General features: G+C 60.7%; 25 protein-coding genes. 11 read left to right on the forward strand and 14 right to left on the reverse strand.

What is annotated here, in order from left to right; all coding sequences use genetic code 11:
• The first annotated feature begins 354 nt into the window (after positions 1 to 354).
• The gene (locus AC0L15_RS01840) at positions 355 to 1,179 is read left to right on the forward strand and encodes a class I SAM-dependent methyltransferase (RefSeq protein ID WP_287246497.1); all 825 of its coding nucleotides are present in this window, start codon (positions 355 to 357) and stop codon (positions 1,177 to 1,179) included.
• Positions 1,180 to 1,396: 217 nt separating this feature from the next.
• On the opposite strand, the gene AC0L15_RS01845 is transcribed toward AC0L15_RS01840, so the two are convergent.
• The 3 genes from AC0L15_RS01845 to AC0L15_RS01855 all read right to left on the reverse strand — a co-directional run bounded on the left by AC0L15_RS01845 (position 1,397) and on the right by AC0L15_RS01855 (position 3,095).
• Positions 1,397 to 1,645 (reverse strand): DUF982 domain-containing protein, encoded by a 249-nt coding sequence (locus AC0L15_RS01845; RefSeq protein WP_353813028.1) that lies wholly within the window; start codon positions 1,643 to 1,645, stop codon positions 1,397 to 1,399.
• An 839-nt stretch (positions 1,646 to 2,484) separates the two neighbouring features.
• Positions 2,485 to 2,907: a type II toxin-antitoxin system HicB family antitoxin gene (locus AC0L15_RS01850; protein ID WP_287246500.1), complete on the reverse strand. Its 423-nt coding sequence runs from the start codon at positions 2,905 to 2,907 to the stop codon at positions 2,485 to 2,487.
• 14 nt (positions 2,908 to 2,921) lie between these two features.
• Entirely contained in the window at positions 2,922 to 3,095 is a 174-nt protein-coding gene (locus AC0L15_RS01855) for a type II toxin-antitoxin system HicA family toxin (protein ID WP_287067470.1), read from the reverse strand.
• 288 nt (positions 3,096 to 3,383) lie between these two features.
• Between AC0L15_RS01855 and AC0L15_RS01860 the strand changes: the two genes are divergently transcribed.
• From AC0L15_RS01860 to AC0L15_RS01875, 4 genes are all read left to right on the forward strand, one after another.
• Complete coding sequence (locus AC0L15_RS01860; RefSeq protein ID WP_473495852.1) at positions 3,384 to 4,088, forward strand: Crp/Fnr family transcriptional regulator; 705 nt, start codon at positions 3,384 to 3,386, stop codon at positions 4,086 to 4,088.
• A 218-nt stretch (positions 4,089 to 4,306) separates the two neighbouring features.
• Entirely contained in the window at positions 4,307 to 4,552 is a 246-nt protein-coding gene (locus AC0L15_RS01865; RefSeq protein ID WP_287246616.1) for a hypothetical protein, read from the forward strand.
• A 7-nt stretch (positions 4,553 to 4,559) separates the two neighbouring features.
• A complete protein-coding gene (locus tag AC0L15_RS01870) occupies positions 4,560 to 4,784 on the forward strand; it encodes a hypothetical protein (RefSeq protein ID WP_287246501.1) in 225 nt (74 codons plus the stop codon).
• Positions 4,785 to 5,294: 510 nt separating this feature from the next.
• Positions 5,295 to 5,594, forward strand: a complete 300-nt coding sequence (locus tag AC0L15_RS01875; RefSeq protein ID WP_023800265.1) for a DUF1236 domain-containing protein — start codon at positions 5,295 to 5,297, stop codon at positions 5,592 to 5,594.
• 204 nt (positions 5,595 to 5,798) lie between these two features.
• Here the strand turns inward: AC0L15_RS01875 and AC0L15_RS01880 are convergent, their stop codons facing one another.
• Entirely contained in the window at positions 5,799 to 6,692 is an 894-nt protein-coding gene (locus AC0L15_RS01880; protein ID WP_473495834.1) for a transglutaminase family protein, read from the reverse strand.
• Positions 6,693 to 7,009: 317 nt separating this feature from the next.
• Between AC0L15_RS01880 and AC0L15_RS01885 the strand changes: the two genes are divergently transcribed.
• A complete protein-coding gene (locus AC0L15_RS01885; protein ID WP_036263866.1) occupies positions 7,010 to 7,210 on the forward strand; it encodes a hypothetical protein in 201 nt (66 codons plus the stop codon).
• A gap of 369 nt (positions 7,211 to 7,579) precedes the next feature.
• Here the strand turns inward: AC0L15_RS01885 and AC0L15_RS01890 are convergent, their stop codons facing one another.
• Entirely contained in the window at positions 7,580 to 7,780 is a 201-nt protein-coding gene (locus AC0L15_RS01890; RefSeq protein ID WP_023800267.1) for a CsbD family protein, read from the reverse strand.
• A 207-nt stretch (positions 7,781 to 7,987) separates the two neighbouring features.
• Positions 7,988 to 8,251 (reverse strand): hypothetical protein, encoded by a 264-nt coding sequence (locus AC0L15_RS01895; RefSeq protein ID WP_287246503.1) that lies wholly within the window; start codon positions 8,249 to 8,251, stop codon positions 7,988 to 7,990.
• 225 nt (positions 8,252 to 8,476) lie between these two features.
• On the opposite strand from AC0L15_RS01895, the gene AC0L15_RS01900 reads away from it, so the two are divergent.
• Complete coding sequence (locus AC0L15_RS01900) at positions 8,477 to 8,761, forward strand: DUF3606 domain-containing protein (RefSeq protein WP_287067479.1); 285 nt, start codon at positions 8,477 to 8,479, stop codon at positions 8,759 to 8,761.
• A 37-nt stretch (positions 8,762 to 8,798) separates the two neighbouring features.
• Here the strand turns inward: AC0L15_RS01900 and AC0L15_RS01905 are convergent, their stop codons facing one another.
• From AC0L15_RS01905 to AC0L15_RS01925, 5 genes are all read right to left on the reverse strand, one after another.
• Positions 8,799 to 9,719 (reverse strand): YihY/virulence factor BrkB family protein, encoded by a 921-nt coding sequence (locus tag AC0L15_RS01905; RefSeq protein WP_287246504.1) that lies wholly within the window; start codon positions 9,717 to 9,719, stop codon positions 8,799 to 8,801.
• Between the two features lie 165 nt (positions 9,720 to 9,884).
• Positions 9,885 to 10,604, reverse strand: a complete 720-nt coding sequence (locus AC0L15_RS01910) for a hypothetical protein (RefSeq protein ID WP_473495835.1) — start codon at positions 10,602 to 10,604, stop codon at positions 9,885 to 9,887.
• 308 nt (positions 10,605 to 10,912) lie between these two features.
• A complete protein-coding gene (locus tag AC0L15_RS01915) occupies positions 10,913 to 11,266 on the reverse strand; it encodes a TadE/TadG family type IV pilus assembly protein (protein WP_287067486.1) in 354 nt (117 codons plus the stop codon).
• A gap of 40 nt (positions 11,267 to 11,306) precedes the next feature.
• The gene (locus AC0L15_RS01920; protein WP_287067487.1) at positions 11,307 to 11,696 is read right to left on the reverse strand and encodes a TadE/TadG family type IV pilus assembly protein; all 390 of its coding nucleotides are present in this window, start codon (positions 11,694 to 11,696) and stop codon (positions 11,307 to 11,309) included.
• 56 nt (positions 11,697 to 11,752) lie between these two features.
• On the reverse strand, positions 11,753 to 13,063 hold the full coding sequence (locus tag AC0L15_RS01925) for a pilus assembly protein TadG-related protein (protein ID WP_287246507.1): 1,311 nt from the start codon (positions 13,061 to 13,063) through the stop codon (positions 11,753 to 11,755).
• Between the two features lie 133 nt (positions 13,064 to 13,196).
• On the opposite strand from AC0L15_RS01925, the gene AC0L15_RS01930 reads away from it, so the two are divergent.
• Positions 13,197 to 14,513 (forward strand): NAD(P)H-dependent oxidoreductase, encoded by a 1,317-nt coding sequence (locus AC0L15_RS01930; protein ID WP_287246508.1) that lies wholly within the window; start codon positions 13,197 to 13,199, stop codon positions 14,511 to 14,513.
• 277 nt (positions 14,514 to 14,790) lie between these two features.
• On the opposite strand, the gene proC is transcribed toward AC0L15_RS01930, so the two are convergent.
• The 3 genes from proC to AC0L15_RS01945 form a co-directional block, all read right to left on the reverse strand.
• Entirely contained in the window at positions 14,791 to 15,606 is an 816-nt protein-coding gene (gene proC, locus AC0L15_RS01935) for a pyrroline-5-carboxylate reductase (RefSeq protein ID WP_287246509.1), read from the reverse strand.
• Positions 15,607 to 15,734: 128 nt separating this feature from the next.
• Positions 15,735 to 17,054 carry an O-antigen ligase family protein gene (locus AC0L15_RS01940; RefSeq protein ID WP_287285108.1) on the reverse strand — a complete coding sequence of 440 codons (1,320 nt, stop codon included), beginning with the start codon at positions 17,052 to 17,054 and terminating at the stop codon, positions 15,735 to 15,737.
• A complete protein-coding gene (locus tag AC0L15_RS01945) occupies positions 17,023 to 18,021 on the reverse strand; it encodes a glycosyltransferase family 2 protein (RefSeq protein WP_287246511.1) in 999 nt (332 codons plus the stop codon). Before AC0L15_RS01945 ends, AC0L15_RS01940 begins: the two co-directional genes overlap by 32 nt.
• A gap of 173 nt (positions 18,022 to 18,194) precedes the next feature.
• Between AC0L15_RS01945 and AC0L15_RS01950 the strand changes: the two genes are divergently transcribed.
• Genes AC0L15_RS01950 through AC0L15_RS01960 form a run of 3 tightly spaced genes read left to right on the forward strand, consistent with a single transcriptional unit; the run spans position 18,195 to position 21,102 of the window.
• The gene (locus AC0L15_RS01950) at positions 18,195 to 19,367 is read left to right on the forward strand and encodes a glycosyltransferase (protein WP_287246512.1); all 1,173 of its coding nucleotides are present in this window, start codon (positions 18,195 to 18,197) and stop codon (positions 19,365 to 19,367) included.
• Positions 19,364 to 20,182: a WecB/TagA/CpsF family glycosyltransferase gene (locus AC0L15_RS01955; protein ID WP_287067502.1), complete on the forward strand. Its 819-nt coding sequence runs from the start codon at positions 19,364 to 19,366 to the stop codon at positions 20,180 to 20,182. Before AC0L15_RS01950 ends, AC0L15_RS01955 begins: the two co-directional genes overlap by 4 nt.
• Positions 20,179 to 21,102: a DUF6492 family protein gene (locus AC0L15_RS01960; protein ID WP_128247758.1), complete on the forward strand. Its 924-nt coding sequence runs from the start codon at positions 20,179 to 20,181 to the stop codon at positions 21,100 to 21,102. Before AC0L15_RS01955 ends, AC0L15_RS01960 begins: the two co-directional genes overlap by 4 nt.
• The last annotated feature ends 62 nt before the right edge of the window (positions 21,103 to 21,164 follow it).

Raw genomic sequence — 21,164 nt, forward strand, 5'->3', positions numbered from 1 at the left:
GTTGCCCGCGCCCACGGAGGGGAAGAAAGCGGGCTGGTCGGGAGGGGACACCGATCTCGCAGCACAGAAGATGCTGCAGGAGGCGAACGTCCTGCCATGCCGGTGTTCCATAGGAAACAAAAAAACCCGCCGCACAGGAGAGCGACGGGGCGATCAAGCGGTCACCGAACTCGGGTGGGTCGGGATTTGCCCGGTTGCGGATCGTGGAAAAATCCTACGCGCGCCGGCTGCGGCGCGTCTACCAACCGCCGGTTAGCGCGGTTGCTTGTTTGACAGACGCGCGCCTATGATGACTGCTTAAAAGCGCCCGATCGAGCCTTTTGCCGAGCGGCTCGTTGTGCGGAAAGGAACGCTATGGCCGAGCAGGAGCAGTGGCAGCTGCAAGGCAGCGCCGCGGAACTCTACGAGCGCTACCTGGTCCCGGCAATCACAGCCCTGTGGGCTGCCGACCTGGTGGATCGTGCTGCGCCTCAATCTGGTGAGCGGGTTCTGGACGTAGCTTGCGGCACCGGCGTGGTGGCACGCTTGGCGGCCGAGCGTATGGGAAGTGGGCAGGTCGTCGGCCTCGACATCAACACGGGCATGCTTGCCGTTGCTCGATCCCTCCCGACAGGCGCTGGACCGTGTATCGACTGGCACGAGGGAAGCGCGCTCGAAATGCCGTTCCCTGACGCCACCTTCGATCTGGTTCTTTGCCAGCTCGGACTGCAGTTTTTCCCGGACCGGTCGAGTGCGCTACGTGAGATGTTCCGGGTGCTGGTGCCTGATGGCCGACTGGCCTTAAGCGTTTTCAGCGCTATTGAGCGCACTCCTGCGGCAAAGGCGCTGGTGGACGCCTTGGATCGACACCTCGGTCCAGGCGCTTCGGCAACGAAACGGTCCGAGCATTCACTCGCCGATGCGGACGAGCTTTACCGATTGGTGGCCGGGGCGGGATTTCGTCAGGTGACCATCCACACGACGACACAGAACATCCGATTCCCCTCGTCAAAGGAATATGTGCGACTACAGCTGGCAGCGACTCCGCAGGCAGGGCTGGTCAGCGGAATGGATGCCGGACACCGCGACGCAGTCATCGCAGCGATTATGAGTGATGTAAGTTCTTCGCTGGCAATCTATTCAACTGGAGGGGAGCTGATGTTCCCCCAAGAGGCTCACGTCGTGCTCGCACGCAAATAGCGCAGCTCACTGTGCGGCTTTTACGTCGTCGGCTGTGCCCTCGCCCTCATGGACGCCATGCAGGCCTTAACTGCCTTTGTCCACTTAGGTCCCCGCTTGGTCCACTTCATGAATTCCGCGGCGGCAACCTCGACGTTATTGCAGCCGTATGTCAGCCCAGGTCGGTCGGTCTCGATGTTGACCGGAGGGTGAAACCAATGGATGGCCATGATGCCTCCTACTCAGGCGAGAGATACATCTCCGCCTCTTTAGCGGCAGCCACGAAAGCCTTTCGGATCACGTGAGGGTCAATCGGATCGCCCTCCAGTGCTGACAGGCAGAGGGTCCACGCCTTGTGCCAGTGAGGTCCTCTCCGGGTCCACGTCTTGAGCTGCTCAAGGGCTGCCCTCGCATTGTTGCAGCCATGCCTGGCACCTTCCGTTTCAGTCTTCACGAAAACCGGAGGGACGAACCAAAGACTTGCCATGATACCTCCTACTCAGGCGACAGATACACGCTCGCCTCCTTGGCCACCGCCTCAAAGGCTTCACGGACCTTTTTGGGGGGACACTCTGCCCTCGAACGCGTCAACGCATGATTGGACCGCTTTCGTCCACCTCGGCCCCTTTGTGTCCCACGACATGAGTTCCTCGGCGGCTCCCTCGAGGTGGCTGACCCGATGGCGAGTGGCCGGACGCTTCGCCTTCACGTAGACCGGGGGAGAGAACCAGAGGAGTCTCATGAGGAGTAGATTAGGGGATGCTCACATCTTTGGTAGAGGCGGATCACAGCGGCGGCTCCGTCGATATCTCTGGCCGGCCTCATTTCCGGTGAAGCCGTCGCTTGCCGCCCCATTTTCGAAGCCGACAGAAGTTCTTCCTCGTCCACCACTCCGGCCATGTAATTGGCAATAATTCGGGACGCGAGCGTTTCACGTTGTTGTTCCGATTGACCGTCATAACGATTGAACGCGGCCACGCAGCGGCAGTTCGGACCGCTCGGTTACCCTCCCGAAATGCCTTTCAACAAAGTCTTTGAAATCGTTCTCGCCAAGTTGCAGTTGAGGAGATCCGAACTTAGGCGTTTTGCGGTTTACGTGAACGGTCGTCGGCCTACGGAACAAAGCGCGAAACTGCACGCCTTGGAGCGAAGAAACGTCAGCTTTGGGGGCCAAAGACATGATCGCTTACGATGCCAGCTTCGCCTTTTGTGCGGATCGCTTCGGCGGCTTCTTTTTGCTGAGCGCCACCAGACTCGCGGACAGTTGCCCACGATGGATTTTATCTTATCGTTTGCCACCGCCCACCTCCATCTATCTTGCGGCAGCTAGGCGGCAACGCGAATGTCGACTTCCACCGTGCGTCCTAGCGCGGAGAAGGCCGCCTCCAACTGTTCAAGTCTGGATCTGTGATCAAGCCTGAACAGGCGGTCGACAGACTCCCTCTTCCAATCCAATCGCCTGGCCAATTCAGCTCGCGTTATATCCGAATCCCTGAGCGACCAATAAAGATTGAGCTTCAGCCAAGTCAGTGCCGGTAAATCGATGACGAAACCCGGTTGGCCATCTGGGCGAGGGACGTCCTCACCATCGTCGATCATACTTGCCAGTGCGGTCTCTATGGCATCAACTGCGTGCTGGCGCACACCCTGCTCATCCTCTGCGAACGTCACCACAATTGGCAATTGCGGGCATGTAATGAGCAGCGTTCCGTTGTCGTCCGGTTCCACGTTGATGCGATATCCAGCCATCACTTCAATCCCAACTACTTTTTGACTGCATTGACCAGGCCTGTTCCGAGTTCCTTGCCAGCGCCATGCATTGGCAATTCCGACTTGCGATCACCACGGCGGATGATCAGGTGGCCGGAGCCGCCCTTCTTGCTTTCGAAGGTGCAACCCTGCGCAGCGAGCCATTTCTTAAGTTCCTTGCTGTTCACGCATATAAGGAACTCCACACAAATGTTGAAGTCAACATAAATGTGGAATACCCTAGGCGTGGGCGCCGGTAACCTGCGCAATGGGGCCCTCAGAAGCTCTCCCTTTACCAAGGGCAAGGGAGGCCGGCGCGCAAGGATGCGCAACGGGGATCGACCGCCGCCACCTTGTCTCAGTTTGAAGTTCGGCCGCGGGTGGCGAAGGTTTTGCCAATCGCGTGTTTGCAGCCTATGCTTTGATATCGGCCGCCAGTGCTGCGGATGCAGCCGACAGTAAGAGGGTACGTGCTCTTGCCCGTCAGGGAGAGAGACGTGTCCCTTCCTCGCAATCATCTGCTGAAAGCCCTCTCCCCAGAGGATTTCGCGCTGCTGCTGCCGTCAATGCATCATGTCCAACTGGACCTCAAAGCCCAGCTGGAGGTCCCGTATCAGCCAATCGAGCACGTGTATTTTCCAGAAGCGGGTATCGCTTCGGTGGTCGCCACCATGACTGGAGGGCGGCAGAGTGAAGTCGGGATCATTGGCTATGATGGCATGACAGGCGTTGCCGTCATTCTCGGCCAGGACAGCTCTCCCAATGAGACTTACATCCAGGTCGCAGGCAGCGGCTGGTGCCTGCCGGTTGAGAATCTTCGGTCTGAGGTGGCAAAGAGCCAGTCGCTTGGCGCGTCGCTGCTTGCCTATGCCCACGCCTTCCTTGTCCAGTCGTCGCGGACGGCACTGGTCAATGGCCATTCCAAGATCGAGGAACGGCTGGCCCGCTGGTTGCTGATGGTCCACGACCGGACAGAGGGAAACAAGATCCAGCTGACCCATGAATTTCTGGCGACCATGCTCGGCTCTCGGCGCCCCGGCGTTACCACCGCCCTGCAAATGCTGGAATATCGGGGGCTGGTTCACGCCAGGCGCGGCGAGATCACGATCGTCGACCGTGCCGGAATGATAAAGCTCACACATGGCGCCTATGGCGACGAGGAGCAACGTCACTTCGGCTGATGCATGTCGCGCACAAGCATGCCCCTCGGGGACTGAACCATCCCAAGGGCGTGCAGCGGTTTTCCGATTACCACATGCATGAAAACAACAACCTGAAGCGCGTCGCATGAGGCCGGTCAAACGCGACGTGCTCTGCCTGATTGTCCGAAATCAGACATATGCTTGAAGGCCGCAGCATGTTAGACGAAAGTCGTAGTGTTGGCAGGGAGGAACTGTTGATGAGCCACACTTTTCACACAGTCACGGTTGAAGGCGCGGCGGAGGCCTATGTCCTTTCCAGAGGCAAGGCTCGGTATCTCTCGATCGCGCAGGCGATCCGCGCCATTCGAACACTCATGCCGGCTTGCAAGGCCACCAACCACGAGTTGGAGGAGATGCTGGCGGCAGCATGCGTAGTGCACGGCGTGCCCGTCGCTTTCGACGCCAAAACAGCCGATAGCCCAGAACCACGGCTCCATTCTTAGGCCGGAAATGTCCGCGCCGCTGCAGAAGCCAAATTCATTGGATGTTCGGCAAGCGATTGTCGGCTACCTGATCGATCACGTTGACAATCCGAGTGTCTCGATAGCCGAAGTGACCATCGCCGTGAGGAAGATGTTTCCACTTTGCGAACTCACGGATTGGCAAATTGGCGATCTCATTGCGCGAAGCGCCATCGACGCGGGATTTGCGATCGATTTCGACGCGGCCCCCTAGACGCCTCTGCGCAGCAGCATAGCGGCGCCTCGGTCTCTCACGGCGGAACCAGGCTGGTAGTGCACATCGTCCGCGACGATGGGGCCGCAGGTTCCCGAGCGGACTTGCGCGTCGCCGGCCTGCCGAGCGCAGCTTATGCTGGATCAATCCTGAGCGGGAGCTGCTATAATCCCGTATGGCCGCTCGCATAGTGGTTATCCTGGCGCTGCTTTCCGCCTTCGCCTACGGCTTCGCAAAACTCGTGGAACGTTATGGCGACGCTGGCGACAAGCCGACTGCGTGTGAAAAATGGCCACAGCCTGATTGTCCAGTCCCAAACGCGCCGCCCCAAGAAGAAACCAGGCCTTGAGCCGGCGTTGGCGGGCGCCGCCAAACATCGGCGTCGATAGGCCGTGGCAGCCGGTTCGCTCACAGCCGGTGGAACAAGAATTGCTCGGCATCGTTGAGATAACTAGGCAACCCGTCGCGGCAGCATCAAGCACCGCAGCTGAAGGTTGCTTGGAGGCTATTATGGGAAAGCAACTTACATTGGCTGCGGCAGGCATGCTTCTGCTGGTCGGTGTCAGCGCCGCTGCCGCTCAGGACGTCATTATTCAACCCGAGCATGACACCGTGATCCGCGAATACGTGAAAAAGAAACCGGTGGCATCACTCAGCCTTCCTGGCGTCGAACTCAACATCGGCACAGCTTTGCCCGAAACAGTCGAGCTTTACGAGGTGCCGGACGTTCAGTACCGCTACGTCGTCATCGATGGCCGAACTGTCCTGGTCGATCCAGGTACCCGCAAGATTGTGAAGGTCTACGACTGACGTGACCCCACGCTGAAGCCCGTCGAGCCGAAAGGCGCGGCGGGCTGGCGCCTTCCCGATATGCCGATGGCAGAGATAGAAGGTGCAATATCGCGCTGGAACAGTCATGCAACGGCGTGAAATTGCGAAATGCGTAAAATCCCGACAGACACCGGCGAGCAAACTCCCGCGAACAGTTCCGAATATATTGGAAGATGCTGATTTTTATAGATGCTGGTGATTGCCGGCTTCCCTCACCACCTTGACCTCCACCGTCATGCCGAGAAAGCTCGACGCGCTGCCGCAGTAGCTTCCCGAAAGTGGGATGGCTTGCCCGGGATGCCTGGCCACAGCCACCCGGATCAGATCCCGGTTGCCGACAATGCCGTTGGTGGGATCGAACTCGACCCAACCCGCGCCGGGCAAATAGACCTGGCACCAGGCATGCGTCGACCCGCCGCCGACGACAGAACCGCTGTCGCGGTTCGGCACATAGACATAACCGGTCACAAACCGGGCGGCAAAACCGAGCGAACGAACCGCTTCCATCATGAACAGCGCAAAGTCTCGGCATGTGCCTCGACGCAGGTGCAAGGTCATCAGAGGCGGTTGCGTCCCTGATTCAGTTCGACGCGAATAAACAAAGCTCTCGTGGATGGCGTAGCAAAGCGTCATCAGCAATTTGCCGGTCTCGGTGCGCCCTTTGGCGCTCACGAACTGTCGTGCCCATTTGCCGATCTCGTCGCCATCATCGAGGTGATGGCGCTCGATGGTTTGGCTGAGGTCGGTTGCCTCGTCGGGATCATAGGAAAATGGATAGCTGAGTGCTGTGTGATCGATACGGAAATCGGGCGCATGCTGCGGCGTGTGATCGAGCCGAATGTCTGTCACGAAACGCAGTTCGTCGCCCGAGCCGTTGAAATCGATTACGGCAACGCAGTTTCCGAAAACGTCGTGGATCCAGCCAATCTCTTTCGGCTCGGGGTCGACTAACAGGGCGTGATCCAGAAGTCGCTGATCGAAACTGTCGCGCGGCCTGAACATCAGCCGGTGCTCGCCGAATGTCACCGGCTGCGTATAGCGATAGACGGTCGTGTGCTTGACTGAAAAGATCGGCATTGGCTTGCGTCGACCACCTGCGATATCAGCGCCATCATATAATCTTTTTTGATGTGCAGCGGACAAAATGGGGCCGCCCCTCAAGACGGCCGTATCAGACGGACTGATGAACAGATCGGCGCGGCTAGCGCCGAATTGATCATCCATGCTGGCCCGCTGTTCTTGGTTCTGTCGGCAGCATGGCCGCGAAAAAAGCAGCGGACTTGCGCCGCAGGCCTTTTGCAATCTCTAATTGGTAGACTCTCTCAAGACCGGGGAAGTTAATCCTTGCGCCGCGGAGGGGCCAAGGCGAGGAACGTCGCAAACGGGAGGAAGCAATGAATGAAGACTACGAACTGGCCATAGACCACGACAAGCCTTACGAAATAACTGCTTTCGCTAAAAAGCACGGCCTTACGACAAGGGCTGCCGAGCTGATCCTTTTCGCCTATAGCCCGTCCCGAGCGGCGTGCGATACTGCCGCAACGGCTTTCCTCACCGCCGTCGCCGTGCAAGCCAAGAGACAATCGGCGCGCTAGCCGATCGTGACATCGGGGCGTCGCGGCGATCGTATTTTGATGCTGGCGGGACAGCGCACCCCTCTCTCTCTCCTGCCGGACATCTCCCCCACAAGGGGGAGATTGGCAATGTCACTGTGGGCGCCCTCTTTGCGACGTCGGAGATTGGCGAAAGCGGTCCCGACATCCGATTTCCCCCCAAGTGGGGGAGATGTCCGGCAGGACAGAGGGGGGCGCCTCCCTCCGCCATCAACGGTTCTGCACCGTCGTGACGCTCTGAGGTAACGGCATGGATCCTAGGGTCTGCGCCCCGTCGCTTCGCTCCTTGCTTCGCCCTAGCTAGGACGACGAAGGCGCGCCGATCGACGGCGCAGCCTGGATATTGAAGACTCAGGTGAGGCTTCTGGACCAGTCGTCTACCTGGCGCTCTGCCTCTTCCTTGGCGATTCCATACCGCTCCTGAATGCGTCCTGCGAGTTGGTCACGATTGCCCTCGATGCGATCAAGGTCATCGTCCGTAAGGTCGCCCCATTGCTCCTTGGCCTGGCCTTTGAACTGCATCCATTTTCCCTTGATTTGATCCCAGTTCATGAATTCCTCCTTTGTTGTCTAGAGGAAATGCAACTGGACACCACATGTTCCCAAACAGCGGATCGCCATGACGATTATTGCCGATGACGATTGTCATTGGCGACGCGGCAAACACGCCGCCGGCCGGAGCCAGCGGGGCGAATTGGAGCAGGACGGGAACGATCCGCGTCTTGAAATCACACTCGCCGGAAAGGTCCCTCAGCCGGATCAGCTGGCGCGCGCCAAGGCTATCGATATGACGTTGTCTGCATCCGCCCCCGGCAGATCGAACAGCATCGGAAGTTGGCGGGTCATGGCCATTTCAACGATCAACTCTTCGATGGAAGCTGTCGGCAGATCGGTCTCGAGACTATTCGAGATCATCGAGGCAAGCTTGTGGACTGGCACTGGTGCCGACTTCGAACGGTCGTCGAGCAACCTGCTGATTTCGATTACAACGTCTGCGTCAATGCTCTTTGGCAATTCGCGCATGGCTTTTCCTCCCTGCCCATATCATGCGCGTGCCTGAGGGCTGAGTCTCGAAAAATCGACGTATGGACTTAACCAGATACGTGCTTCGACCCGATTGCTTTGGCCGGGCGCTCGGGCCTGCGGCGAAAGAGCGAACTGCATTGGTGTCGCATGCGGCAACGAATTCGCCCGTTTTGCGTTGGCCAATCGTACGTCGTGAGCAAACGTGACCAAAGGAGAGTAAGCATGACAGCCGACGCGGCGAAGCTCTATCCCCGCCACCGGGATCGGATCTCCGGCAGCGAAGCTTATATGGTAAGGCATTTTGCCCGACAGAACGGCATCACCCCAGCGCAAGTCCATCAGTTGATCAAGAGATATGGAAGCAACCGCGTCAGGCTGGTGGCTGCGGCGAAGGAGCTTCGCGCGTCGCTCCGACCGGATGTCCCCAAGGCCATGCTCGCCTCGGGGCGCCGCGCCGGGCGTCTCAGCGCCAGTGTTGATGCTGGAAATGGCTTAGGGACGCAGTGAGCGGACTGCGGAAAACAATCTAGCCGACGACTTCGTTTTAGACTTTTCGATCCTGGCCGCCGTCGCCGGCTTCTGTTTGCGATTTACTTGCTTCAATGGTCGCCTCCAGGTCGGACCGGCTGCCATATCGAACCGAGTAGGCTCGTGTAAATTCGGCGCCCAACAGAAAGATCTCGGACGAATAGAAGACCCACAGCAGCACGACGAGCAGTGCACCGGCTGCCCCGTATGACGAAGCGATGGCGCTGGTCCCGATATACCAGCCGATCAGTGACTTGCCGATCGTGAAGAGAAACGCCGTCGCTACGGCGCCGACGCCAACGTCGCGCCATTGCAGCGCGCGGTCGGGCAGTATCTTGTAGATTGCCGCAAACAACAGGGCGATCATGGCAAACGACACGATCCCGTTGATTGCGCTCAGGATGAGGGTGCCAAAGGGCAGATATGCGTTGATGATATCGCCAAGCGCCGAAATTGCAGCGCTTACGACGAGGGATACCAGCAGCAGAAAGCCAAGCGCCGCGACGAGACCCAGGCTGGCAGCGCGCGCCCGGACGAGCCGTGAAATCGATGTGCCAACCGGTTTGACTTTCCAGATCTCGTTCAGGGCAACCTGCATTTCGCCGAAGACGCCGGATGCGGCAACCAACAGCGTGAGGAGCCCCAAAATGCTGGCAAGAGTTCCCGCCTCTTTTTGTGACGCGTTCTCGATTGTCGCTTGCAAAAGCTCGGCGCTCTGCGGACCCATCAGGCCCGCCAGCTGGGCCGAAAGCGCCAGTTGTGCGGCATCTTTTCCGAAGGCCATGCCTGCGATGGCGACAACGATGAGCAGGATCGGCGCAAGCGAGGTCGTGGCATAAAACGCCATCGCTGCGCCGTGGCTCAAGGCATTGTCATTGATGAAGCCGACAATGCTCTCCTTAAGGAGCGTCCAGCCCTCTTTCGCCACATCCCACATGTTTGCCTCGCCTGCTTCTCAAGCAAATAGAGGCAGTGCCGCGGCGGACCAGACCGTGGCAGGTCGCAAACCTCTATAGGATTGGGAGCTGGAGGTCGCTCGGCAGCGACCGCTCACAGTCCCTTTCAGGCTCAGTCGAAGAACCAAATCCTCTGTGCAGAGCAATCAGGTGACGGATCCCGGCTTGTTTGGCGCGACCTGCCCCGCGGCTCTTCTTGTGAGACCATCCTGCGTCGGGAAGGCCGCGAATGCCGCGATGGCCAGATAGACCGGAATCCCCAATTCGAGGATTTCCTCGAACACTGTCGAGGTATCGTTCCGGGCAAGATGGATGCCGAGAAATGTGAGATTTGACGGCGCCCCGTCGATGACCTTCGAAAGGACGGCGCAACCGATAGCGGCGGCAATGGCAACGGCAGACGCCTCGCCGTGGCGAAGCCCTTGCACAAAGCTACGGAAGCCGTCTTTGAGGAGAAAATAGAAGGCAATGGCGAGGGCCATAACGACCGTCGCGCCGATCAGCTTTTCCAACAGCGAAACGTCAGGCGAAATGTAGAGGGTGGTCTTGGTGATGTTGTGGGTGGTGAAATGCGCATGGAAGTCCAACTCGCGCAGGCACATCGCGATCGCTATGGCGACGAGATACCAGCGCTTGAGCAACTCCCGATAGGACATTTCCCGCACAAGCGTCGCCACGACGATCAGGTAACCGGCGGCCGAGAAGACTTCGATGGGACCGCCCTCGCTGAGGTAGAACTTCCTGATATCTTCGGGAAGAAAGGCGAGCGGCAGGGCGATGAGAAAGACGAGCACCAGCAGCGCAAGGCCCATTTGAATGAAATAGTGGCCCTTGCCGTGACCGATCTTTCTTTCATCCCATGCCATATGTGTCTCGCCCATCTGTCTTGTGCCGGTTCTCTATTAATCGTGATTTCACTCAATTTGAAAGACTGGGCCTCGTCAAGTTGCCGCTCCGTATGCCCGGCCGCTTGCCGGCGCTCTGACGGCATCACTCCGTAAGCGTGGCGAGCCTGTCCGGCCTAGTGCGGTGTTGGCTGTCCTGTCCAGAAACGTGTCTTTGTAGCGACGACGACCCGTTCACTCACGCCACCGATCGCCGCCATCCCGCGGCCGGTGTTAACGAATCAATCGGCGCCCCACCGCCTGTTGCGTAAAGGCGCTGTTGGACGCTCTCACGATCCGACCAAGGGAACTGTGACAGTTGTCGCATAATTGATCGGATATTGGTCGAAGTACGGGAACTCGATCACGAAAGCATATCTGGCCGTGAGATGCGCCATGCGGAAGCCGCCGCTGGGAGGGTCGATTGCTATCGTCACATCGACATCTTTCAATCCCAAACCCAGCAATTTTTCTGTGGCTATGGCCTCTATTTCGGCCTCGGTCAGCGAGTTCTTCATCTGCAGCGCCCGCGAGGACGTTTCCAGCGTATAGCGAACGCTGGACATGGCATTCAGAGCCCAGCCGAATGCGAAGATACCGAACAAAAGTATTATTAGAAAAGGTGCGATCAGCGCGAATTCCAACGCAGCTCCGCCTGATCCATTACGCGAGAATGCTCTCCATTTAGCGGACACGAATCACCTGTTGATGACTGAGTTCGCGCGAGAAGGAAAACACGCCAAAACTGAAGGGCGGGAACCAGGTGGCCGTCGCTTGTATTTCAACGAAGACCGAGGGAACTTTCAAATCGTCGCACAGCATCGATGGATCGGCCACGGTGCTCCCACACATGTATTTGCGCGCCAATATAACCTGCGCGTCCTCGGGGCGGTTTTCCCAGCTCGAAAGGCCAACGGCTTGGGTGGCCGCGTCGTTGGCTGCTCCTTGCATCACAAGATTTGCTGCCGTTTTGACGCCTGCACGCATCGACAACGAGCTTGATACGAAAGACCAGCCGTTGATGACGCCAAGAAGTACCAGGCAAAGGATCGGCACAACCAGTGCAAACTCCACCGCAGCAACACCCGAATCGCTCCGGAAAATTCGGACTGGTCGCCGTTTCACGAAGATTACTCGACAAGCCGAACGGACTGCGTCGCCGGAATCTCTCGCATCCCGAGGCTCGTGCAATCCTGGTTGATGCTTGTGTTCCCAGACCACTGCACGGTCCTGGCGACGACCTGTGTGCAACCACTTTTGCCCGAGAAATTGCCGAGATAATCGACCTCCTGTGTTGGAAAATACAGGGCGCCTGTCAAAAGCGAATCCGCCGTGCCATTAAACGTGTTCGATCCCGCCAGGTTTGCTCTGTCGCCGTAAAACAGCACACCCGAATAGGTGCCTGACGTCGGTGCGCTAAGCTTGACAGTGGCCGTGCCGTTCATGCTGACGCCGGAGGTGCCGGCCAGATAGATGATAACTCCTTCGCCGGAAATATTTGCATTCGAGCTCGCTTTGAAATCGCCTCCCTGAATGACGTATACCCCGGGCGAGAGCGTTACATTGCCGCTCAAGGTCAGTCCCTTGCAGTATGTTCCAGGTTGCAAGGTCGACTGATTGCTGTTTTGACAGGGGTTCGTGGCCACTGGCGCCGGCAGGTCGGCAAAAGGATCGGCAGCGGGCAACGCCTGAGTTATCGGGCTGGCGCAAACGGTCGTCACGACGTTGCTCAACGAAACACCGCCTGCCGATATCAGGCAATCGGTATCAAGGCTGGCCGATCCCTGAAGTTTGATGGCGTCCGAAGCCATCGAATTCGACATGACGGAGCAGCCAATCAGTTTTGTGGTCGAACTGCCGGAAAAGAGTGCCGCTTTCGAAGCGGAAGGACTGAGCGCCAAAATGCAGGCCTTTGAAGCATCCGTGATAAGAGCCACCGCCCTTGACTGTGCGACAACCGCATTTTGCGTGAATATCGATGTGAAAAATCGATCGAGCGTCTGATGGACGATGACCTCGACCGCCTTTTTTGCGACATTCGGTCCGGACGATGGAGGCGTGAAGACCTCGATTGTGCCGGTCGATGGTCCCCAGCCGTTCGTGGTCGCTGATAGCGTCGCGGCCGAGACAATCGTTGGCTTGTCGGATCCCGAAACTTTTTCCAAAGCGCCAGCATAGGCTGCCGCATCCGCCACCGCCTGTAGCTTCAGGCTGCTGTAATACCAATAGGAAGTCTCGACACCGAGGCCCGCTCCGCCGACAATAATCGGCAAAGACAGGGCAAAAATAATAGCAACGTTGCCGCTCTCGCTATTTCGTAGCGGACAGCTAAAAAAACGCCTGAAGGTACCGCCACCCCATCCCATTTGCCTATTCAAGCAGCGATGCATAAAGAAATGACTAAGAATTTCACTCGATTTGTTAGCTGCGCTCCTCGCCATCCGCCGACGCTGAACCAGCTTCTTCCAGTTCCCGGGGTCATGCGCAAGAAATTGCCGACGAGGGCCGGTTTCGTTGGCAAAAGGTCACCGTTCCCTGCTATTCCCCTTCAAATCAAAAGCAGTGGACTTGCGCATGACCAATGTCGCCCTGACCGGGCTTGCCCGCGATCTCGCCAAGCGCGCCGCGGAAGGCCGTCCGGTGCGCATCGGCGTCATCGGCTCCGGCGAGATGGGCACCGACCTGGTGACGCAAGGCATGCTGATGCCGGGCATTTCGGTTTGCGCCGTCTCGACCCGGCGCCCGCACACGGCGCGGGGCGCCGTCCGCATCGCCTATGGCGACGAGACGATGGCACGGGAGGCTGATACGCCGTCGAAAGTCAGCGAGGCGATCGAGAGCGGAAAAATCGCCATCACCTCGAACGAGATGCTGGTCACCAATCCGCTCATCGACGTCGTCATCGACGCCACCGGCAAGCCCGGCGTCGCCGCCGATTTCGATCTGATGGCGATGGAGCACGGCAAGCATCTGGTGATGATGAACGTCGAGGCCGACGTCACCATCGGCTGCTATCTGAAGCAGCAGGCCGACCGGCTCGGCGTCGTCTATTCGGTCGGCGCCGGCGACGAGCCGTCAAGCTGCATGGAACTGATCGAGTTCGCCGCAGCACTCGGCTACACCATCGTCTCGGCCGGTAAGGGCAAGAACAACCCGCTCAACCATGACGCGGTTCCCGACGACTATCGCGCGGAAGCGCTGCGCCGCAACATGAACCCGCGCATGCTGGTCGAGTTCGTCGACGGCTCGAAGACCATGGTCGAGATGTGCGCCATCGCCAACGCCACCGGGCTGGTGCCCGACATTGCCGGCATGCACGGTCCCAAGGCCGCCCGCGATGAATTGGCCAAGGTGCTCATCCCGCGCGCCGACGGCGGCATCCTGTCGAGGAAGGGCGTCGTCGACTACACCATCGGCAAAGGCGTGGCGCCCGGCGTGTTCGTCATCGTCGAGGCGACGCATCCGCGCATCATCGAGCGCATGGACGATCTGCATATCGGCCATGGACCCTATTACAGCTTCTTCCGGCCCTATCATCTGACCTCGCTGGAAGTGCCGCTCACCGCCGCGCGCATCGCGCTCTATGGCAAGCCGGACATGGTGCCGCTGCCGAGGCCGGTTGCCGAGGTCTGCGCCGTGGCCAAGCGCGATCTGGCGGCGGGAGAGACATTCGACGCGATCGGCGAGACCTGCTACCGCTCCTGGACCATGGCTGTCGAAGAGGCCCGCACCAACCGCGCCGTGCCGGTCGGCCTGCTCGAAGGCGGCAAGGTGCTGAGACCGGTCAGCAAGGGCGAGCTGCTGACATCAGGCAATGCCGCGCCAGACCCAAGCACCAGGCTGTTCGCCTTGCGCCGGCTGCAGGACGAGATGCTGTACGGGGCGGGGTAGTGCGCAGAATTTTGATGCCGGCGGGACAGCGCGCCCCTCTGTCCTCCCCTCTTTGCCAAAACTTGGGATCTCCCCCACTTGGGGGGAGATTGGCAGCTTCTGGCGGCCACTCACCAGTGCGATGTTGGAGATAGGCGAAAGCCGGCGTGACGTCCGATCTCCCCCCAAGTGGGGGAGATGTCCGGCAGGACAGAGGGGGGCGCGAAGGATCGCTACGGAACGTTTGTTATTGCAACTGATCGTCGACCTTCGCCGCCGGCGACTCGCAAAGCCGCCGCTATTTTCCCAGTTCGATCGACCGCAGCCGTGCCGCCTCCACCGCTTCGGTGAGCAGGTGGATTAGCCGGTCCTCGCCCATCAGCACGGCAAGTGCGGCGGCCGTTGTGCCGTTGGGGCTGGTCACCTGCTGGCGCAGCACGCCCGGATCTTCGCCGCTTTCGGCGGCGAGCGAGGCGGCGCCATAGGCCGTCTGCACGGCCAGCAGCCTGGCGGTTTTGGCTGGCAACCCGGCCGTCTCGGCAGCCACCGCCAGTGCTTCGATGAAATGGAAGACATAGGCCGGGCCAGACCCTGACACCGCCGTCACCGCGTCCATCAGGCCCTCGTCGTCGATATCTGTCACTTCGCCGCTCGCCGAGAGCAGATCGGCAACGAAATGTTTCGTATCGATGGAAACCAGCCGGTTGGAAAACACCACCATCATGCCCTTGCCGATCGCCGCCGGCGTATTGGGCATGCAGCGCACGATCGGCGCGCGATCGCCCAGAATGGCCTCGAAAGTGGCGACCGGCGTTCCGGCGGCGATGCTGAGGAAGGCGGTGCGGCCATCATTGAAGCGCTTGTAGGCGGCGGTCACGTCGCGGATCACTTGCGGCTTCACCGCAATGACGACGAGGGCCGGCACCGCGTCCGCCGGAATGCCGCCGGCATCCGCGGCAGCACTGCAGCCCAGCGCTTCGGCGCGCTTGCGCAAATCGGCATTGGGCTCGACCACGAAAACCGCCGCCGCGGCGAGCTTGCCCGATTTCAGCCAGCCGGAAAGCATGGCGTAGCCCATATTGCCGCAACCGGCGAGGACAAGCTTGATCGTCATTGGAGCCTCCGCAGAGCATCGGACCCAAAAGTGGGTACCGGTTTTGGCAAAAATCCGATGCTCAAACCAAAAGATGGCTTCCCATAGACGTTCGTGGCGGGGCGGGGAAGCCCTGTTGGGACGGAGGATCAGGACGGACCACGAACCGCCATCGGCCGCAGCGACACTTGCCTCAGGCCGAACATGCCGAACACGAAGAACAGCCAGACCGGGTCGGCGCGATGGAAGAAGAAGCTTTCGAGGAAGGCGTTCAGCGCTGCGAACAGCACCACCATCATGAAGAAGTCGCCGAGATAGATGTTCTCCTTGCGCAAGGGAATGCGCATGTAATCGCGCAGCGGCGCGACAAGGAACGTGTAGACCGCCACGCACAAAGCCGGAATGCCCATCAGCACCGCGATGTCGAGATAGCCGTTATGGCCGTGCACGATGGTTCTGATGTCCCAGGCGCGGTCGAATGGCTGGTCCTGGTTCAACAGCAGCGGCGTGCCCCAGAAGCTCTCGAAGCCGTAGCCGGTCCACGGCCGCTTCGCCAGCATCTCGCCGGCGAACTCCCAAAGAGTCGTGCGCCCAGTGTAGGTCAGGTCGGGGAAATAGAGTGCCGCCAGATGCTTCACCGGCGGCAGGAAGACGATGCCCAGCGTGCCGATCGCTGCGGCGATGATGGCCAGCGCGAACAGGATCGGCGTGCCAAGCCGCATGCCGATCAGGCTTGGCAGCACGACGATCAGGATCGAAAACGGCACCAGTCCGGCCGTCGTCTTGGAACCGGTGTGCAGCATGAAGATCATCGCTGCGCAAAAGATCGATGCGCCCCAGAGCCGCTGTCCGCGCCGGTAGAGGTACAGCCCGGCGAAGCTGAAGCAGGCCATGACGGGCCCAGCGATGTTCTTGTGGGTGAACACGCCGCGCCACAGGCCGGCATGTTCCGGCTCCAGCGACGCGGCGGTGTGCAGCGCCTCGTTTGGAAAGACGATGAGCCCGATATAGGACAGGCCCATGACGACGACGATGGTGAAGATGATGACTTTCGAGAAAGCTTCGGCGTCGCGCGGAAGCGCTAGGATCGTCACCATCGTCAAAATGCCGATCAGCGTGAAGAAGGCGGCGCGCATGGCCGACGGCGGATCGGTTGCCATCACCACCGAGAACATCAGGAAAGCCAGCATCAGCAGCCAGGACGGGCTGAGCAGCGAGCGCACCACGCGCGGGTCGGCAAAAGCCATGAGCGAGAAGACCGAGATCGCGCCAAGCGAGCCGAAGCCGAGCTGGTTGACGATGTCGCCGCCATCGCCGGTCGTTGCGGCGCCGGCCGGCTGGAACGGACGGAACGACACCAGGATGACGGTGAACAGCAGCGCGGCGACCGCAGTCGCGACACCGTCGCGTGTGAAGGCCGCGCTGAGCGGCGCGCGTTCAGTTCTTCTCAGGCTGCCGGTATTGCTCATTGGCGTATCCGAATTCGGCAAGCACGCGGCCGACAGCGACATGGATTGGGTATAAGGCCGTCGCCAACGACCGCGTCCGCGCCAGCATGGCCGCGCCGCGAAACGGCGAGACGGCAAGCAGCGCCAGGCTCTTCAAGAAAACCCTGGTGCCGGCGAACGGCGTGCCGGCCCGCTTCTTCTTCTCGACCAGTGTCGAGATGACGCCGTTGCGCAGGCTGCGGGCACGGATCCAGTCGGCCTCGATGCGCCGGGCCGGAACTGTTTCATGCACTTGCGCTTCGGCGCACCAGCCAAGCACAAAACCTGTTTGTGCCGCCCGGCTCAGGAAATCGGAATCGCCGCCGCCCATGAAGTTGAATTTCAGGTCGAGGAAGGGCGGCCCCATGGCGGTGAGCACGTTGCGGCCGACCAGCAAATTGCCGGAGGAATACAGCGCGGGCACCCGCCCGGTCTGCCGATAAGGTGGCGCAAAGACCGGGTGCTCGGCCCAACTGGCATGGGCCGCGTCGGCAAACACAGGCATTTGCGGGCCGCCGACAATATCGGCACCGAGCGTCTCGGCCGCATGGCACATGCGCTCGAGCCACTGCGGATCGGCGATCTCGTCGTCGTCGATGACCAGCAGGTGGCTGAAGTCAGGAAAGTGGAGGATAGCCGTCTGCCAGCCGGCATTGTAGGCGCTGCAATTGCCGCGCTCATGCGCGACGATCACCATGCCCGGGATGTCGCCGCCCTCGAACAGCGGCAGCGCCGCCCTGGCGCCGGCGCGCGCCTCAGCTTCGTTCTCGATGACGATGATTGCGAAACGTATGCCGGTTTCCTGGGCCTTGAGCGATGCCAGCGTCGCCAGCAGTTGCTCGGGCCGTTTGAAGGTCGGCAGCGTAACGACCGCCTCGACAGCAGCGGCGACAAGTCCCGGCGACCGCCCTGCGATCGATACCGAACCGTCCGATGGCAAAGGGATCATCCGTGTCCAGCCCGGGATTGGTGAGTTCGGCTCTCGATAGCATCCGTGATGATAACGTTTCGTTAATCACCTTCGCGGACAAGCCGGCAAATCGGCAACGCCGGGCCACCAGATAGCTTCACTTAATCAAGGCTTCACCGCGCCTTGCTAACCAATCAGCGCTGGAAGGTGAGATGCATCTGCTGTTCGCCACATCGATCGTGCCCGACGGGGCCCTTGCCTCGGGCTACGAGATCGCCAATGCCGCGATCATCGCCGCGTTGCGGCGCGCCGGCGCGCGGGTCACGGTGATCGGCTTCACCTGGCCGGGCAAGCCTGCGAGCGATCCGCAAAACACCATCGTACTCGGCGCCGTCGATGTGCGCACGGAAACCGCCTCATCGCTGCAAAAGCTCGCCTGGGTTGCAAGGGCGATGCTCTCCGACCTCACTTTCGCGTCGGTCAAGCTGCGCGTGGTCAACGACAGCGAGGTCCGCGCCGCCGTCAAACGCGCCGGCCCTTTCGACGGCTACGTCTTGAATTCCGTGCAGTTCGCCGGCGCCTTCGAAAGGCTTTTCGGCGACCGGCCGTCGATCTTCGTCGCCCACAATGTCGAGCATCGTTCGGCGCGTGAGAACGCCGCTGCCGCCGGCGGCCTTTTCCAGCGCCTGCTGTTTCGCCGTGAGGCAAGGCTGCTCAAGACTGTGGAAGAACGGCTCTGCCGCCGGGCACGCTTCGTCTTCACGCTGGCCGAGGAAGATCGCTCAGCGCTCGGCGTCGCCTCCGACGACCGTTCGGCGGTGCTGCCGCTGGTGACCTGCGCCGAGCCGCCGGTGCAAAAAACCCCGCGCCGCATCGACTGCGACGCGGCGCTGATCGGCACCTGGACCTGGCAGCCGAACCGCATCGGCCTCGACTGGTTCCTGGAAAAGGTAGTGCCGCATCTCAGGCCCGATTTCCGGGTCAGGATTGCCGGCGGCATGCCGTCCGGCCTCGCGTCCGCGCATCCCGGCGTCGAATTCGTCGGCCGCGTGCCGGACGCGCAGGCTTTCGTGCGCAGCGCCGCCGTCATCCCGCTGATCAGCACCTCCGGCAGCGGCGTGCAGCTCAAGACCATCGAAACCTTCGAGCTCGGCCTGCCTTCCGTCGCCACCAGCCATTCGCTGCGCGGCATCGACCATCGCCCGGTCAATTGCGTGGTGACCGATGATCCGGTCGCCTTCGCCGGCGCCCTTGAAGCAGCAGTGGCTGATGTCGGGGACGTCGACGGCAGCGCTTTCCACCGCCGGCAGCTGAAGGCGCTCGATGCCGCAATCAGGCTCGGCCTGGAAAAGCTCGGGCCTGTCGGCCAGGAGATGTTTGCATGAATGTGCACAACGCCCGCGCCGTTTTCGGGGCCGACAGCTTGAAATCGATCCTGGGCATCCCGGTCCTTGCCATCCGCTGGGACGATGCGGTCGCGCACCTGACCCGGTTGATTGCAGAGCGGCGCTTCACCAAGGTCACCTTTCTCAACGCGCACAACGCCAATGTCGCCTATACGGACCCGGTCGTTGCCGAGGCGCTCGACGATTTTCTCATCCTGCCGGACGGCGTCGGCGTCGATCTGGCGGCGAAACTGCTTTACGGAGCATCGTTTCCGGACAATCTCAACGGCACCGATTTCATCCCTGCCTTCCTGCAGGCGTCCGCCAGGCCGCTGACCGTGGGGCTGCTCGGCGCGACCCGTGTCAACGCCGAGGCGGCGTCGAAGAAGCTGGCAGCGCTCGCGTTGCAGCACCGGTTCGTAGTCATCCATGACGGTTATTTCTCTCCCGCCGAGGAGCCGGCAATCGTCGATCGCATCGCCAGATTGCGGCCGGACGTGCTGCTTGTCGCCATGGGCGTGCCGCGCCAGGAATTATGGATCGCGCGCCACATCGACGCGCGCCACTGCACGCTGCCGATCGCCGTCGGCGCGCTGCTCGATTTCCTGAGCGGCACGGTGCCGCGGGCGCCGCTGTGGATGCGTCGGCTCAGGCTCGAATGGCTGTTTCGGTTGTGCATCGAACCGGGCCGTCTCTGGCGCCGCTATGTGGTCGGCAATCCCCTGTTCCTGTGGCGCGTCATCGGCCAGAAATTCTTGCACAGGCCCGCTGCTGCCAAAACTCGCCCCAGAGCAAGCCCCGGAGCAGATCATTGAACAACCGGTTCGTGCCGCGCCCTGACACCGAGGCCGATTTCCTCCACCGGACGCCGACGGCGGCGGTCGTGACGGCAAGCTATGCGCCGGATTTGGAGCGCTGCCGCCTGCTGTGCGACACAATCGACCGCTACGTTTCCGGCGTGGCGCACCACTATATTCTTGTCGAGCATCGTGACGTGGCGCTGTTTCGTCAGTTGGAGAACAATCGCCGCACCATCGTCGACGAGCGGGACCTGTTGCCGCGCTGGCTGCATGCCTTCGACGATCCGCTCAGCCTGTTCCGCCGGCGCATCTGGCTCAGCCTGAAGACCAAACCGCTGCGCGGCTGGCATGTGCAGCAGCTTCGCCGCATCGCGATATCGGCGCATGCCGGCGAAGACGTGCTGGTCTTCTGCGATTCCGACGTGGCGTTCCTAAAACCTTTCGACTGCAGCGGCTTCTGGCGCGATGGCAAGGTGCGGCTGTTCCGCCGCGACGGCGTGCTGTCCGGTGACGGTCATGAGGAGCATCGCATCTGGTCGCGCAATGCCGGTTCGGCGCTTGGCATCGAGCCATCGGAGGTTTCGACCCACGACTACATTTCGACGCTGATTGCCTGGCGCCGCGAAACCGTGACGGCGCTGTGCGCGCGGATCGAGAAGATCCATGGCCGCAACTGGGTCGAAGTCATCGGTGCGGCGCGCAAATTCTCCGAATGCATGATCTACGGCCGCTATGTCGACGACGTGCTCGCCGGCGCCGGCCATTTCCATGGCTCGGAGGAGTTCTGCCGCGTCCACTGGACGGGCGAGGCGCTGTCGGATGACGAGTTCCGCCGTTTCGTAGCCGCCATGGCGCCGCAACAGGTGGCCATCGGCATGCAGTCGTTCATCGGCACCGACGTCGGCCGCATCCGCCGCCTGATCGGGCTCGATTAGTCCGAGGATCAAAACTCATCGCCCTTTAGCGACCGGGCTTAGGCCCCGACCTTCCCATTTAC

It is taken from the genome of Mesorhizobium sp. WSM4846 (assembly GCF_055811415.1).